The following is a 13,823-nucleotide window of genomic DNA, read 5'->3' on the forward strand; positions in this document are numbered from 1 at the left end:
TCCTAGTGGGCACGGTCCTGCAGGTGGCGGACGAGGGTGATGAGCGCTGCGGCCGACGACTGCTCGTCCCGCGCGTCGCAGGTGACGACGGGGGTGTCGTCGAGCAGGTCGAGTGCCTCGCGCAGGGCCCTCTCGTCCCGCAGGGGGCTGCCGTCGAAGTGGTTGACGGCGATGGCGTAGTCGAGTCCGTACTGCTCGATCAGGTCGATGACGGCGAAGGAGTCCGCGAGCCGCTCGGGGTCGACGAGCACCAGGGCGCCGAGCGCGCCGCGGGCCATGTCCTCCCACATCTGCACGAAGCGCTGCTGGCCCGGCGTTCCGAACAGGTACAGCACGACGCGATCGCTGATGGTCAGGCGGCCGAAGTCCATGGCGACCGTGGTGGTGGTCTTGCTCTGGACGCCCTTGAGGTCGTCGACGGACTCCGCGGCCCGTGTCATCGTCTCCTCGGTGGACAGCGGTTCGATCTCGGAGATCGCTCCGATGAACGTGGTCTTGCCCACCGCGAAGTGACCGACGACGAGGATCTTCACGGCCGTCTGCGTCGCACCGCCGCGGACGTACGCCTGCTCATCCAAACTTGGCCCTGAGACCATTCAGCACCTCCTCCAGGATCTCCCGGTCGGCGAGGGGCGCCCGCTGCACGGGCGGGCGGGTGACGAGGTAGCCGCCCTCGGTGAGGGCGGCGAGGAGGATCTTCACCACGCCGAGGGGCAGTCGGGTGTGCCCCGCGATCTCGGCGACCGAGAGGTAGCCCGCCGAGCACAGGTCGAGCAGGTTCTGTTCCTCCGGGGACAGCCGGGTGGGCCGCTGCTGGTGGTCGGCGGCCGCCGTGACCAGAGTGATGAGGGAGAGCTGCTCCTCGTCGGGCAGTCCCCGCCCTTTGGTGATGACGTACGGACGCACTAACTCCGGTGTCTGGGGCTCCAGTTCGTCGAAACCGGTCATGACCGCACGCCGAGGTTCTCGCGCGGCGGCGTCGTCAGGGCCTTGCCGAGCTGCCCGACGAGCTGCTGCATCCGGAAGGTGATGTCCGCCATGTCGACGTCCGGGGAGGCGGAGACGCCGAGGTAGGCGCCCTCGCCGGCGGAGATCAGGAAGACCCAGCCCCCGTCGAACTCGACCAGCGTCTGCCGCCACCGCTGCTGCGCGTCCTCGCAGAAGAAGGCGAGGGAGCGGCTGAGCGACTGCACGCCGCTCATCGCGGCGGCCACCCGGTCGGCGTCGTCCTTGTCGAAGTCCTGCGTCCGGGCCATCAACAGGCCGTCGGCGGAGATCAGGACGGCGTGCAGGGCCCCGGGAATCTCCAGGGCGCTGTCAAGCATCCATGACAGATCGTCGTTCACGAGAACTCATGCCCTTCGCTGCTTGCACCACGTGTGCTGCTCGACTGTTCCGCGGGGTCCGCATGCGTGGCCCGGCCCGACTGGGTGCCGCGCTGGAAGGCGCCCATGATCGCCGCCGTCTCCGCGCCCGAGCGGGCGGGGGCGGTCGACGCGCTGCCCGGCACGATGGCCATGGGCCGCTTGCGACGGCGCTTGGGCAGGCCGTCGGCGGTGGTCGTGCTCGCGGCCGGCGCTGGTTCGGGGCCGCTGTGGGTGGGAGCGGGGGCGGCGGCGGTGACGATCGGGGCCGGCTCCTTCTGCTCGGGTGCGCTGGTGAGCAGGTCGTGCGGCAGGAGGAGGACCGACCGCACACCGCCGTAGGGCGAGGTGGAGTCCACGGACACCTCGAAGCCGAAGCGCTCGGCGAGCACACCGATCACCGCGAAACCGAACTGCGGCGGGTTGCCGAGTCCGGAGACACCGGAGACACGCTCACTGGAGAGGAGCTTCTCCGCGCGGGCTCGTTCCTCGTCGTTCATACCGACACCGGCGTCGTCGACGACGATGCAAATACCCTTGGGCACGGTACGGATATTGATTTCCACGACGGTGTCCGGGCTGGAATAGCTGGTGGCATTGTCGAGGAGTTCAGCGAGGGCCAGTGCCACCGGTTCGACGGCGCGGCTCGTGATGCCGAAATCGACCTGCGAGAGAATTTCCACCCGCCGGAAATGACGAATCCTGCCCTGCGCGCTGCGGACCACGTCGTACACTGAGGCCACGTCGCGCTGGCGGCCGAGCCAGCCGTCGCAGAGCACGGCGATGGACTGGGCGCGGCGGCCGAACTGGGAGTTCGTGTGGTCGATCTCCAGGAGGTCCTGCAGGATGACCGACTCGCCGTATTTGTTCTGCAGCCGGGAGACAATCAACTGCTGCTCCGCGGCGAGACCCTGAAGCGTCCGCATCGCGGACTTCAGGACCGTTTTCGTAGCCTCTTCGGCTCTTTCCTGAGCTGCCTCGACGGATTTCGCGTACCCGTTCTCCAGCTCGGCATGCCGATCCCGGAGATCTGCGAACTCCTGCCTTAACGTCCGCGTCGCCCTGCGCTGACGAACAATGACGGCGACTGCGACGAGTACGGCGACGAGGAGAGCCCAGAGTACCGGGTTCTGTATGTAATCAGTCATAAGACTCTCTTCAGGCGACTGACGGCCAGTTGCTGAATTCCCGTCGATGCGGGTGGACCGGCGGACCGCCCGCAGCGGGGTTGCCGCCCGGACTGTCCCCGTAGCCGGAGATGTCGTATTGCACCCATCCGCCCGCTCTACAAGCGCCGTGATCGTATCACCACACGATGCGATCAACGACCGCCAACATTGGGGGCTCAGATGAACATTGACGCCCTGTCAGACAGCCTGTCGACAGCGCCGCGACAGGTCTCCAGCGGGACAACCGATAAACGGTCTTCCGCAGCATTCAGGGGATAATCACGGGCAATCGAGACGTACGGAGCCTTTTCCAGACAACCCAAGTACACAGAAACGACAAAACCCGTACCCGGGAATCCCGGATACGGGTCGCACCAATCAGCTGTCTTCACTCACCGAGTGAATTCCGCTCGGCACGGAGAGTGATAAGTGTCCGAGGGGGGACTTGAACCCCCACGCCCGATAAAGGGCACTAGCACCTCAAGCTAGCGCGTCTGCCATTCCGCCACCCGGACCAGGTGTCTGTCGCGGCGCGGGGGTGTTCCCCGCGGCGACACGCACAACAATACCAAGCTTTCGGAGTGCGTTTCACCTGCGTATCTGCCGGCCCGGCCCGGGGCCCGCCGGAGGCGGTGGCGGGCCGGGCAGCACCGCCTGAGGGTCGGGCAGCACCGCCTGAGGGCCGGGCCGGACCGCGTGAGGGCAGGGCGGCGCCCGCCGCTGCCGGCGCCGCCCGGGAGGTCAGGGCATCAGCTGGTACTCCGGGAAGTTCCCGGGCAGCCTCTCCCCCGCCTGCCCCTGGGTCACCGCCCGTACCAGCAGCTCGCCTCCCACGAACGCGCCCCGCCAGGACGCGCCGAAGCCGCCGAAGAGCTCGTCGCGGTCACCGCGGGAGCGGGGCGTGCCGTGGCCGACCTTGAAGGCGCGGATGTGCGGGGCCAGTCGGTCGTAGGTGGCGCGGTCGTCCGTGGAGAGGGTGGCGACGAGGGCGCCGTTGGACGCGTTCATGGCGGCGAGCAGCTCCGCCTCGGTGTCGACGAGGACGATGGTGTCGACCGGGCCGAACGGTTCCGCGTGGTGCAGCGGGGAGGAGCGCGGCGGATCGAGGAGTGTGACCGGCTGGACGTACGCCGAGGTGTCCTGGCCCGGCAGGAAGCGGGCGTCGGCCGGGCTCCCGCGGTACAGCGGGACGGCGCCCCGGTCGACGGCCTCGGCGACCTGGTCGTGCAGTTCCTTGGCCTTGGCCGCGTTGATGACCGGCCCGAAGTCCAGACGGGGGTAGGGGTCGTCGTGCTTCTCGACGGCCAGCGGGTGGCCGACGCGCAGAGTGCGCACCGCCGGGAGGTACGCCGCGAGGAACGCGTCGAACAGCTCACGCTGGACGACGAAGCGCGGATACGCGGTGCAGCGCTGCTTGGCGTAGTCGAAGAGCTTGGGGACGACCGCCGTGAACGTGTCCCAGTCGGCGTAGTTCCAGATGCCCCAGGTGTTGAGTCCTTCCTGCTCGAGGATGTGCCGTTTGCCGAGGTCGGCGACAGCCGTGGCCACCGCGGCGCCCGTGTCGCGGCCGCCGACGAAGGAGACACAGCCGATCTCGGGCGCCCGCACCAGCGCCTGGGACAGCTCGCCTCCGCTGCCGCTGAGGAGGGTCACGGGAATCCCCTCGCGGGCGGCGAGCGCCGCGGCCAGGGTCAGACAGGCGACGCCGCCGTCGGTCGGGGTCTTGGCGATGACCGCGTTGCCTGCCAGTGCCTGGACCAGCAGTGCGTGAACGAGCACGCTCATCGGGTAGTTCCAGCTCGCGATGTTGGACACCGGGCCGTCCAGCGGGGCCCGGCCGGCCAGCATCGTGTCGATGCCGTCGACGTACCAGCGCACACCGTCGACGGCGCGGTCGACGTCCGCCTGCGCGAGCCGCCAGGGCTTGCCGATCTCCCAGACGAGCAGGAGGGCGAGGAGTTCACGGTGGGCGGCGAGGGCGTCGAGGGTGGCCGCGACGCGGGCGCGGCGTTCGGCCGGCGGGAGGTGCCGCCAGGCGCGGTGCTGGTCCAGGGAGGCGCGGACGGCCCGGTGGGCGGTGGCCCGGTCCAGGCGGGGCGGTCCGGCGACGGGGCCGCCGTCGACGGGGCTGGTGGCGGGCAGCGCACGGCCGTCCGCCTGCCAGGAGCCGTTCCAGAGGTTGAGGACCCGGTCGTCGCGGAAGGCCTCGGGGGCGACGGCCAGGCAGCGGCTCCAGGCGTCGGCCCAGGCGGTGCCTGATTTGAGGGTGAGGGTGGTCGTCATGCGGTCGCTCCGCTCTCGGTGCACGGTCGGGGGCGGGAGGTGGCTGCGTGGGTGCCGACGACGCGCGGGGCCTTCCGAAAAGACGCCCCGGCGTCGGTGAAGGACGTCAGGCCCGGCGGCCCAGCAGGTCGAGCACGAGCTGCGCGGTCTCGGTCGGTGTGCTCCCCACCCGTACGCCAGCCGCCTCCAGCGCCTCCTTCTTCGCCTGCGCGGTCCCGGAGGAACCGGACACGATCGCGCCCGCGTGCCCCATGGTCCTGCCCTCGGGGGCGGTGAAGCCGGCGATGTACCCGACGACCGGCTTGCTCATGTGGTCGTGGACGTACGCGGCGGCCCGTTCCTCCGCGTCGCCGCCGATCTCGCCGATGAGGACGACGAGGTCGGTGTCGGGGTCGTCCTGGAAGGCGGCCAGGCAGTCGATGTGGCTGGTGCCGACGACCGGGTCGCCGCCGATGCCGACGCAGGTCGAGAAGCCGATGTCCCGCAGCTCGTACATGAGTTGGTAGGTCAGCGTCCCGGACTTGGAGACCAGGCCGACACGGCCCGGCTTGGTGATGTCGGCCGGGATGATGCCCGCGTTGGACTGGCCGGGGCTGATCAGACCGGGGCAGTTGGGGCCGACGACCTGCGTGCCGCGTGCCTTCGCGTACGCGGTGAAGGCGACGGAGTCGTGGACCGGGATGCCCTCGGTGATGACGACGGCGAGGCCGATGCCGGCGTCGGCGGCCTCGGTGACGGCCGCCCTGGCGAAGGCGGGCGGGACGAAGACGACGGTGACATCGGCGCCGGTCGACTGCATACCGTCGGCGACCGACCCGAACACGGGCACGGCCCGCTCGTCGAAGTGGACCGTGCGGCCCGCCTTGCGCGGGTTGACGCCGCCGACGATGTCCGTGCCGGCCGCGAGCATGCGCCGGGTGTGCTTCATGCCCTCGCCACCGGTCATGCCCTGGACGAGGACCTTGCTCTCCTTGGTGAGGTATATGGCCATGGTGTCCCGTCTCCTCAGGCCGCGGTGGCGAGTTGCGCGGCACGGCGGGCGGCGCCGTCCATCGTGGTGGCCTGCTCGACGAGCGGATGCCGGTGCTCGTCGAGGATCGCGCGCCCGCGGGCCGCGTTGTTGCCGTCGAGCCGGACGACGAGCGGCTTGGTGAGCCGTACGGTGTCCAGGGCCCGGACGATGCCCTCGGCGACCGCGTCGCACGCGGTGATGCCGCCGAAGACGTTGACGAGGACCGACCTGACGGCCGGGTCGGAGAGGACGACCGACAGGCCGTCGGCCATGATCCGGGGCGACGCTCCCCCGCCGATGTCGAGGAAGTTGGCGGGGCGGGCGCCGCAGCCCGCGACCACGTCGAGGGTCGACATGACGAGGCCGGCGCCGTTGCCGATGATGCCGACCTCGCCGTCGAGCTTGACGTAGTTGAGGCCCTTGGCGGCGGCCGCGGCCTCCAGCGGGTCGCCGTACTCGGCGGCGACCGCGTCCCAGCGCGCTTGCCGGAAGGAGGCGTTGTCGTCGAGGGTGACCTTGCCGTCGAGGGCGAGGAGCTGCCCCTGCCGGGTGCGCACGAGCGGGTTGACCTCGACCAGGAGGGCGTCCTCGCGAACCAGGACCTGCCAGAGCCGTACCAGGACGTCGACGGTCTGCGGCGGGAGGCCGGCCGCCTCGGCGATCTCGGTGGCCTTCGCGGAGGTGACGCCTTCGGCCGGAGCGATGTGTATACGGGCGACCGCATCCGGTCGACTGGCGGCGACCTCCTCGATGTCCATGCCGCCCTCGGCGGAGGCGATCGCGAGGAAACGGCCGGCCGCGCGGTCCAGGACGTAGGACGCGTAGAACTCGCGGTCGATGTCGACGGGCTCGGCCAGCATCACCGCGCCGACCGTGTGCCCCTTGATGTCCATGCCGAGGATCTGACGTGCGGTCAGCTCGGCGGCGGCCGGGTCGGCGGCGAGCCTGACGCCGCCCGCCTTGCCTCGCCCACCCGTCTTGACCTGCGCCTTGACGACGACGCGGCCGCCGAGCCGGCGGGCGATCTCGCGGGCCTCCTTGGGCGAGTCGGTCACCTCGGCCCGAGGGACCAAGATGCCGTGTTTCTCGAAGAGTTCCCTTGCCTGGTGTTCGAACAGGTCCATCTCGGCTCCCGTCTGCGAAGTCATCGCGAGGCCGAACTCCGATGACTGAAAGTGCCGCACGCCCCCTGGACACCACCCACCGGATGCGGGATAACGAGATTCATACAGTATTCGTCGACTGTATGCAATGTACCGCGAGAGCCTTCCAACCCCCTACGAAGGGACGGGACTTCGCCATGCCCGACGACACCCAGGACGTGATTTCCGGTGGTCATCTCGTTGCCAAGGCGCTGAAGGCCGAGGGGGTCGACCGCATCTACACCCTCTGCGGCGGCCACATCATCGACATCTACGACGGCTGCGTCGACGAGGGCATAGAAGTCGTCGACGTCCGCCACGAACAGGTCGCCGCCCACGCCGCCGACGGCTACGCGCGCATCACCGGCAAGCCCGGCTGCGCGGTCGTCACGGCCGGCCCCGGGACCACCGACGCCGTCACCGGTGTCGCCAACGCCTTCCGCGCGGAGTCCCCCATGCTGCTGATCGGCGGCCAAGGGGCCCTCACCCAGCACAAGATGGGGTCCCTGCAGGACCTGCCGCACGTCGACATGATGGCGCCGATCACCAAGTTCTCGGCGACCGTGCCGGACACCGCTCGCGCGGCCGACATGGTGTCGATGGCCTTCCGCGAGTGCTACCACGGTGCGCCCGGCCCGTCCTTCCTGGAGATCCCGCGCGACGTCCTCGACGCCAAGGTGCCAACGGCGAAGGCCCGCGTACCCCGGCCCGGCGCCTACCGCGCCTCCACCCGCTCGGCCGGCGACCCCGACGCGGTCGAGAAACTCGCCGACCTGCTGGTGCACGCCGAGAAACCCGCCGTCCTGCTGGGCAGTCAGGTGTGGACGACCCGCGGTACCGAGGCGGCCGTCGAGCTGGTCCGCACCCTGAACATCCCCGCGTACATGAACGGCGCCGGCCGCGGCACCCTCCCCCCGGGCGACCCGCACCACTTCCAGCTCTCCCGCCGGTACGCCTTCTCCCACGCCGACGTCATCGTCGTCGTCGGCACGCCCTTCGACTTCCGCATGGGCTACGGCAAGCGGCTCTCGCCGCACGCGACCGTCGTGCAGATCGACCTCGACTACCGCACCGTCGGCAAGAACCGCGACATCGACCTCGGCATCGTCGGCGACGCCGGCCTGGTACTGAAGTCGGTGACCGAGGCGGCCTCCGGGCGCCTGAACGGAGGCGCGTCCAAGCGCAAGGAGTGGCTCGACGAGCTGCGCGCCGCCGAGCAGACCGCCCTGGACAAGCGGCTGCCGCAGCTGCGGTCGGACGCCTCACCCATCCACCCGTACCGCCTGGTCAGCGAGATCAACGACTTCCTCACCGAGGACTCGGTCTACATCGGCGACGGCGGCGACATCGTCACCTTCTCCGGACAGGTCGTCCAGCCCAAGTCGCCCGGCCACTGGATGGACCCGGGCCCGCTGGGCACCCTCGGCGTCGGCGTCCCCTTCGTCCTCGCCGCCAAGCAGGCGCGGCCCGACAAGGAGGTCGTCGCCCTCTTCGGCGACGGCGCCTTCTCCCTGACCGGCTGGGACTTCGAAACCCTCGTCCGCTACGACCTCCCCTTCGTCGGCATCGTCGGCAACAACTCCTCCATGAACCAGATCCGCTACGGCCAGGCAGCCAAGTACGGCAAGGAACGCGAGCGGGTCGGCAACACCCTCGGTGACGTCCCCTACGACAAGTTCGCGCAGATGCTGGGCGGTTACGGCGAGGAGGTGCGCGACCCCGCCGACATCGGCCCCGCGATCAGGCGCGCCCGCGAGTCCGGGAAGCCCTCGCTGATCAACGTCTGGGTCGACCCCGACGCGTACGCCCCCGGAACCATGAACCAGACCATGTACAAGTGAGGTGATCCAGGTGACCACCAAGGCTCTTGACGGCATCCGCGTCCTGGACATGACCCACGTCCAGTCCGGGCCCTCCGCGACCCAGTTGCTCGCCTGGCTCGGCGCGGACGTCATCAAGCTGGAGGCGCCCTCCGGCGACATCACGCGCAAGCAGCTGCGCGACCTCCCGGACGTCGACTCCCTCTACTTCACGATGCTCAACTGCAACAAGCGGAGCATCACCCTCAACACCAAGACCGAGCGCGGCAAGGAGATCCTCACCGAGCTGATCCGGCGCTGCGACGTCATGGTCGAGAACTTCGGCCCGGGCGCGGTCGACCGGATGGGCTTCACCTGGGACCGCATCCAGGAGATCAATCCACGGATCGTCTATGCCTCCATCAAGGGGTTCGGGGACGGCCCGTACACCAACTTCAAGGCGTACGAGGTCGTCGCGCAGGCCATGGGCGGGTCGATGTCGACCACCGGTTTCGAGGACGGACCACCGCTGGCGACGGGGGCCCAGATCGGGGACTCGGGCACGGGCGTCCACGCCGTGGCGGGGATTCTCGCGGCGCTGTTCCAGCGCGAGAACACCGGGCGCGGTCAGCGGGTCAATGTGGCCATGCAGCACGCTGTGCTCAACCTCTGCCGGGTGAAGCTGCGCGACCAGCAGCGCCTGGCACACGGCCCGCTCGCTGAATATCCCAACGACGACTTCGGCGACGAGGTTCCCCGCTCCGGAAACGCGTCCGGGGGCGGCCAGCCCGGCTGGGCGGTCAAGTGCGCGCCGGGCGGCCCGAACGACTACGTGTACGTCATCGTGCAGCCCGTCGGCTGGCAGCCGATCAGCGAGCTCATCGGCCGGCCCGAACTGGCCGACGACCCCGAGTGGGCGACGCCGGAGGCCCGGCTGCCCAAGCTGAACAAGATGTTCCAGCTGATCGAGGAGTGGTCCTCGACCCTGCCCAAGTGGGAGGTGCTGGAGCGGCTCAACGCCCACAACATCCCGTGCGGGCCGATCCTGTCCACCAGGGAGATCATCGAGGACGAGTCGCTGATCGCCAACGAGATGGTGGTGCGCGTACCGCACCCGCAGCGGGGCGAGTTCGTGACCGTGGGCAGCCCGCTCAAGCTGTCCGACTCCCCCGTCGAGGTGACCGGTTCACCGCTGCTGGGCGAGCACAACGAGGAGATCTACGTCGGCGAGCTCGGCCTCGGCGACGAGGAGCTGCGCCTGCTCAAGTCGAACGGGGTGGTCTGACGTGATGGCCGAGGACCGGGTGCTCAGGGTGCGCGCGCTGCTCGACGCGGTGCGCGCGGACGGGCGGACCGCGCTGACCGCGCCCGAGGGCAAGGTGGTCGCGGACGCGTACGGGATCGCCGTACCGGGCGAGGAGCTGGCGAGGGACGTCGACGAGGCCGTCGCGTGTGCGGCGCGTTTCGGCGGACCCGTCGTGATGAAGATCGTCTCTCCGGACATCCTGCACAAGACCGACGCCGGCGGGGTGATCGTCGGCGTCGAGGGAGCCGTGGACGTACGGGCCGCGTTCCACCGCATCGTCGGCAACGCGCGTGCGTACGACGCCGAGGCGCGCATCGAGGGCGTGCAGATCCAGGAGTTGCTGCCGAAGGGACAGGAGGTCATCGTCGGCGCGGTCACCGATCCGACGTTCGGCAAGGTCGTGGCGTTCGGGCTGGGCGGGGTGCTGGTGGAGGTGCTCAAGGACGTCACCTTCCGCCTCGCTCCCGTGGAGGCCGACGAGGCGCTGTCCATGCTGGACTCGATCCGGTCGGCGGAGATCCTGCGCGGAGTGCGCGGGCAGGCCGGGGTGGACCGGTGGGCGGTCGCCGAGCAGATCCGGCGGGTCTCCCGACTGGTCGCGGACTTCCCGGAGATCGCGGAGGTGGACCTCAATCCGGTGATCGCCACGGCGGACGGCGCGGTCGCGGCGGACATCCGCGTGATCCTGTCCGAGGCGCCCGTGAAGGAGCGCAGGCGCTACACGCGCGCGGAGATCCTCACGTCGATGCGCCGCCTGATGCAGCCGGCCTCCGTCGCCGTGATCGGCGCCTCCAACGAACAGGGCAAGATCGGCAACTCGGTGATGCGCAACCTCGTCGACGGCGGATTCGCCGGGGAGATCCATCCGGTGAATCCCAAGGCCGATGACATTCTGGGCCGCAAGGCGTACAAGAGTGTCACCGACGTTCCCGGTGAGGTGGATGTGGCGGTCTTCGCGATCCCCGCCCAGTTCGTGGCGTCGGCCCTGGAGGAGGTGGGACGCAAGAAGATCCCCAACGCCGTGCTCATCCCCTCCGGTTTCGCGGAGACCGGCGAACACCGCCTCCAGGCGGAGATCGTGGCGATCGCCGAGCGGCACGGCATCCGGCTGCTCGGGCCGAACATCTACGGCTACTACTCGACCTGGCAGGACCTGTGCGCCACGTTCTGCACGCCGTACGACGTCAAGGGCGGGGTGGCACTCACCTCGCAGTCCGGCGGCATCGGCATGGCCATCCTGGGCTTCGCGCGGACCACGAAGACGGGCGTGTCGGCGATCGTGGGACTCGGCAACAAGTCGGACCTGGACGAGGACGACCTGCTCACCTGGTTCGGGGAGGACCCGCACACCCAGTGCATCGCGATGCACCTGGAGGACCTCAAGGACGGGCGCGCCTTCGTCGAGGCCGCGCGGGCGACCGTACCCAAGAAGCCGGTGGTGGTGCTGAAGGCGGGGCGTACGGCGGCGGGCGCCAGGGCCGCGGGCTCGCACACCGGCGCGCTGGCGGGCGACGACGCCGTCTACGACGACATCCTGCGCCAGGCCGGCGTCATCCGGGCGCCCGGACTCAACGACATGCTCGAGTACGCGCGCGCGTTGCCGGTGCTTCCCACTCCCCGGGGCGACAACGTCGTGATCATCACCGGGGCCGGCGGCAGCGGGGTGCTGCTGTCGGACGCGGTCACCGACAACGGACTGACGCTGATGGAGATCCCGCCGGACCTGGACGCCGCGTTCCGCGAGTTCATCCCGCCCTTCGGGGCCGCGGGCAACCCGGTCGACATCACCGGGGGCGAGCCCCCGTCGACGTACGAGGCGACGATCCGGCTGGGCCTCACGGACCCGCGCATCCATGCGCTCGTGCTCGGCTACTGGCACACCATCGTCACTCCGCCGATGGTCTTCGCCGAGCTCACCGCGCGCGTGGTGGCCGAGTTCCGGGAGCGCGGCGTCGAGAAGCCCGTCGTCGCGTCGCTCGCGGGTGACGTGGAGGTCGAGGAGGCCTGCCAGTACCTGTACGAACGCGGTGTCGTGGCGTACCCGTACACGACCGAGAAGCCGGTGGCCGTACTGGGCGCCAAGTACCGCTGGGCCCGGGCGGCGGGGGTGTTGGGAGGCGGTTCATGACGTGAGCCGGAGCGGGGCCGGCCGACGGTGCGCGTCGGCCGGCTCCCGGACCCATGCGCACACGAAAGGCATTGGACAGGGGGCGCTGGCCAGAACTTTCGACGCAAGGGGTGCGACACACATGACAACCACCGACTTCTCGACGTCCCTCCCCTACAGGGAGGTGACCGACCGCAACGGCCGCGTGTACCGGATCGGCGAGACCGACCGGGACATCATGGGGCGGCCACGCTGGACCATGGTGCTCCTCCCGTGGATGGGCATGCTGGGCATCAGCTCCTCGGAGTACGCGTTCACCTCGGCCGAGGACACCCTGCACGAGGCCCACCTGTGGAACAGCGGGCACATCTTCTGGCTGATGGGCGTCTGGGTCTTCTTCCAGGCCGCCGTCGCCTTCCCCGCCGGACAACTGCGGGAGAGCGGGAGGCTTCCCGCGCGGTACGCGATGATGCTCGGCGCGCTGGGCACGATCTGCGGCTATCTGTCGCTGGCGTTCGCGCCGCACGTGATCGTCGCCTACATCGGTTTCGGCATGTTCAGCGGGATCGGCGCCGGCCTCGTCTACGCGACCTGCGTGAACATGGTCGGCAAGTGGTATCCGGAGCGCAAGGGCGGCAAGACCGGCATGGTCAACGGCGGCTTCGCCTACGGCTCGGTGCCGTTCGTGTTCCTGTTCACCTCGTACATGGACCTGAGCAACTACCAGGGTGTCCTGGTGACGGTCGGGCTCATCTGCTGCTCGGTCGTCGCGTTCGCCGGATGGTTCTTCAAGGACCCGCCGAAGAACTGGTGGCCCGCGCACGTCGACCCGCTCAGGATGAACGACGACCCGAAGATCCGCCGGGCGCTGGAGAAGAACCCGCCGGCGGTGAAGCAGTACACCCCGAAGGAGGCCGCCCGTACCCCCGTCCTGTGGATGATGTGGTTCTGTCTGCTGTGCACGGCCGGCATCAACATCTTCGGCATCGCCTTCCAGGTGCCGTTCGGCAAGGACATGGGCTTCGCGGGCGGGATCGTGGCCACGGCGATGTCCCTGAAGGCGATCGTCAACGGCACCGGCCGAGGGGTGATCGGCTGGATCTCCGACAAGTTCGGCCGCCGCAACACACTGATCATCGTGTGTCTGGTGCTGGGCACCGCACAGTTCGGGGTGCTGGTCTCCGGACAGATGGGCAGCATGCCGTTCTTCCTGTTCTGCTCCATGGTCTCCGGATTCGGCGGCGGCGCCATCTTCCCGCTGTTCGCGGCCATGACGGCGGACTACTTCGGGGAGAACAACAACGCCTCCAACTACGGCATCGTCTACAGCTCGAAGCTGATCTCGGGCCTGGTGGGTTCCGGGGTGGGCAAGGTCGTGGTCGACGCGTGGGACTACGAGGGCGCGTTCGTGATGGCGGGCTCCATAGGGCTGGCCTCCGCGGTGCTGGCGCTCTTCCTGAAGGCCCCGGGCCGGCCCACGGCCCAGAAGAAGATCGTCCCCAATCCGCACCCGCTCGGTGAGGAGATGGCGTGACATGACGGACGGCCGCCGCGGCCCGTTCGTTCATGAGGCGGGCCGCCCCCGGGGCGGCCACCCGGGGGGGCCCCCCCACCCCGCGCGGCCGCACCCCATCTCGCGCC

General features: G+C 69.6%; 11 protein-coding genes and 1 tRNA gene. 4 read left to right on the plus strand and 8 right to left on the minus strand.

The genetic code is table 11. The annotated features are described in order from the left end of the window. Nucleotides 1-2: 2 nt before the first annotated feature. From ACPT94_RS09025 to sucC, 8 genes are all read right to left on the minus strand, one after another. Nucleotides 3-596 (minus strand): GTP-binding protein, encoded by a 594-nt coding sequence (locus ACPT94_RS09025; protein ID WP_360329805.1) that lies wholly within the window; start codon nucleotides 594-596, stop codon nucleotides 3-5. Then, nucleotides 571-948, minus strand: a complete 378-nt coding sequence (locus ACPT94_RS09030; protein WP_360329807.1) for a DUF742 domain-containing protein — start codon at nucleotides 946-948, stop codon at nucleotides 571-573. Before ACPT94_RS09030 ends, ACPT94_RS09025 begins: the two co-directional genes overlap by 26 nt. After that, nucleotides 945-1,346 carry a roadblock/LC7 domain-containing protein gene (locus tag ACPT94_RS09035; RefSeq protein WP_264925766.1) on the minus strand — a complete coding sequence of 134 codons (402 nt, stop codon included), beginning with the start codon at nucleotides 1,344-1,346 and terminating at the stop codon, nucleotides 945-947. Before ACPT94_RS09035 ends, ACPT94_RS09030 begins: the two co-directional genes overlap by 4 nt. Further along, nucleotides 1,343-2,512, minus strand: a complete 1,170-nt coding sequence (locus ACPT94_RS09040) for an ATP-binding protein (RefSeq protein WP_360331092.1) — start codon at nucleotides 2,510-2,512, stop codon at nucleotides 1,343-1,345. The genes ACPT94_RS09035 and ACPT94_RS09040 overlap by 4 nt, the downstream gene beginning before the upstream one ends. 451 nt (nucleotides 2,513-2,963) lie before the next feature. Next, nucleotides 2,964-3,048 (minus strand) — tRNA-Leu (locus tag ACPT94_RS09045). A gap of 226 nt (nucleotides 3,049-3,274) precedes the next feature. Further along, nucleotides 3,275-4,816, minus strand: coding sequence for an aldehyde dehydrogenase family protein (locus ACPT94_RS09050; RefSeq protein WP_360329810.1), 1,542 nt, complete (start codon nucleotides 4,814-4,816; stop codon nucleotides 3,275-3,277). Between the two features lie 106 nt (nucleotides 4,817-4,922). After that, nucleotides 4,923-5,807, minus strand: a complete 885-nt coding sequence (gene sucD, locus ACPT94_RS09055; protein ID WP_360329814.1) for a succinate--CoA ligase subunit alpha — start codon at nucleotides 5,805-5,807, stop codon at nucleotides 4,923-4,925. A gap of 14 nt (nucleotides 5,808-5,821) precedes the next feature. Next, on the minus strand, nucleotides 5,822-6,952 hold the full coding sequence (sucC, locus tag ACPT94_RS09060) for an ADP-forming succinate--CoA ligase subunit beta (protein ID WP_360329817.1): 1,131 nt from the start codon (nucleotides 6,950-6,952) through the stop codon (nucleotides 5,822-5,824). 176 nt (nucleotides 6,953-7,128) lie between these two features. On the opposite strand from sucC, the gene ACPT94_RS09065 reads away from it, so the two are divergent. The 4 genes from ACPT94_RS09065 (at nucleotide 7,129) to ACPT94_RS09080 (ending at nucleotide 13,716) form a co-directional block, all read left to right on the plus strand. Next, nucleotides 7,129-8,811: a thiamine pyrophosphate-binding protein gene (locus ACPT94_RS09065; RefSeq protein WP_425245602.1), complete on the plus strand. Its 1,683-nt coding sequence runs from the start codon at nucleotides 7,129-7,131 to the stop codon at nucleotides 8,809-8,811. Between the two features lie 10 nt (nucleotides 8,812-8,821). Then, nucleotides 8,822-10,054 (plus strand): formyl-CoA transferase, encoded by a 1,233-nt coding sequence (frc, locus tag ACPT94_RS09070; protein ID WP_360329823.1) that lies wholly within the window; start codon nucleotides 8,822-8,824, stop codon nucleotides 10,052-10,054. Between the two features lie 4 nt (nucleotides 10,055-10,058). Then, on the plus strand, nucleotides 10,059-12,203 hold the full coding sequence (locus tag ACPT94_RS09075; RefSeq protein WP_360331095.1) for an acetate--CoA ligase family protein: 2,145 nt from the start codon (nucleotides 10,059-10,061) through the stop codon (nucleotides 12,201-12,203). 121 nt (nucleotides 12,204-12,324) lie between these two features. After that, nucleotides 12,325-13,716 (plus strand): OFA family MFS transporter, encoded by a 1,392-nt coding sequence (locus ACPT94_RS09080; RefSeq protein ID WP_360329826.1) that lies wholly within the window; start codon nucleotides 12,325-12,327, stop codon nucleotides 13,714-13,716. The last annotated feature ends 107 nt before the right edge of the window (nucleotides 13,717-13,823 follow it).

Origin of the sequence: Streptomyces aurantiaciflavus (assembly GCF_049808595.1) — a bacterium.
In the GTDB taxonomy this organism is placed as follows: domain Bacteria; phylum Actinomycetota; class Actinomycetes; order Streptomycetales; family Streptomycetaceae; genus Streptomyces.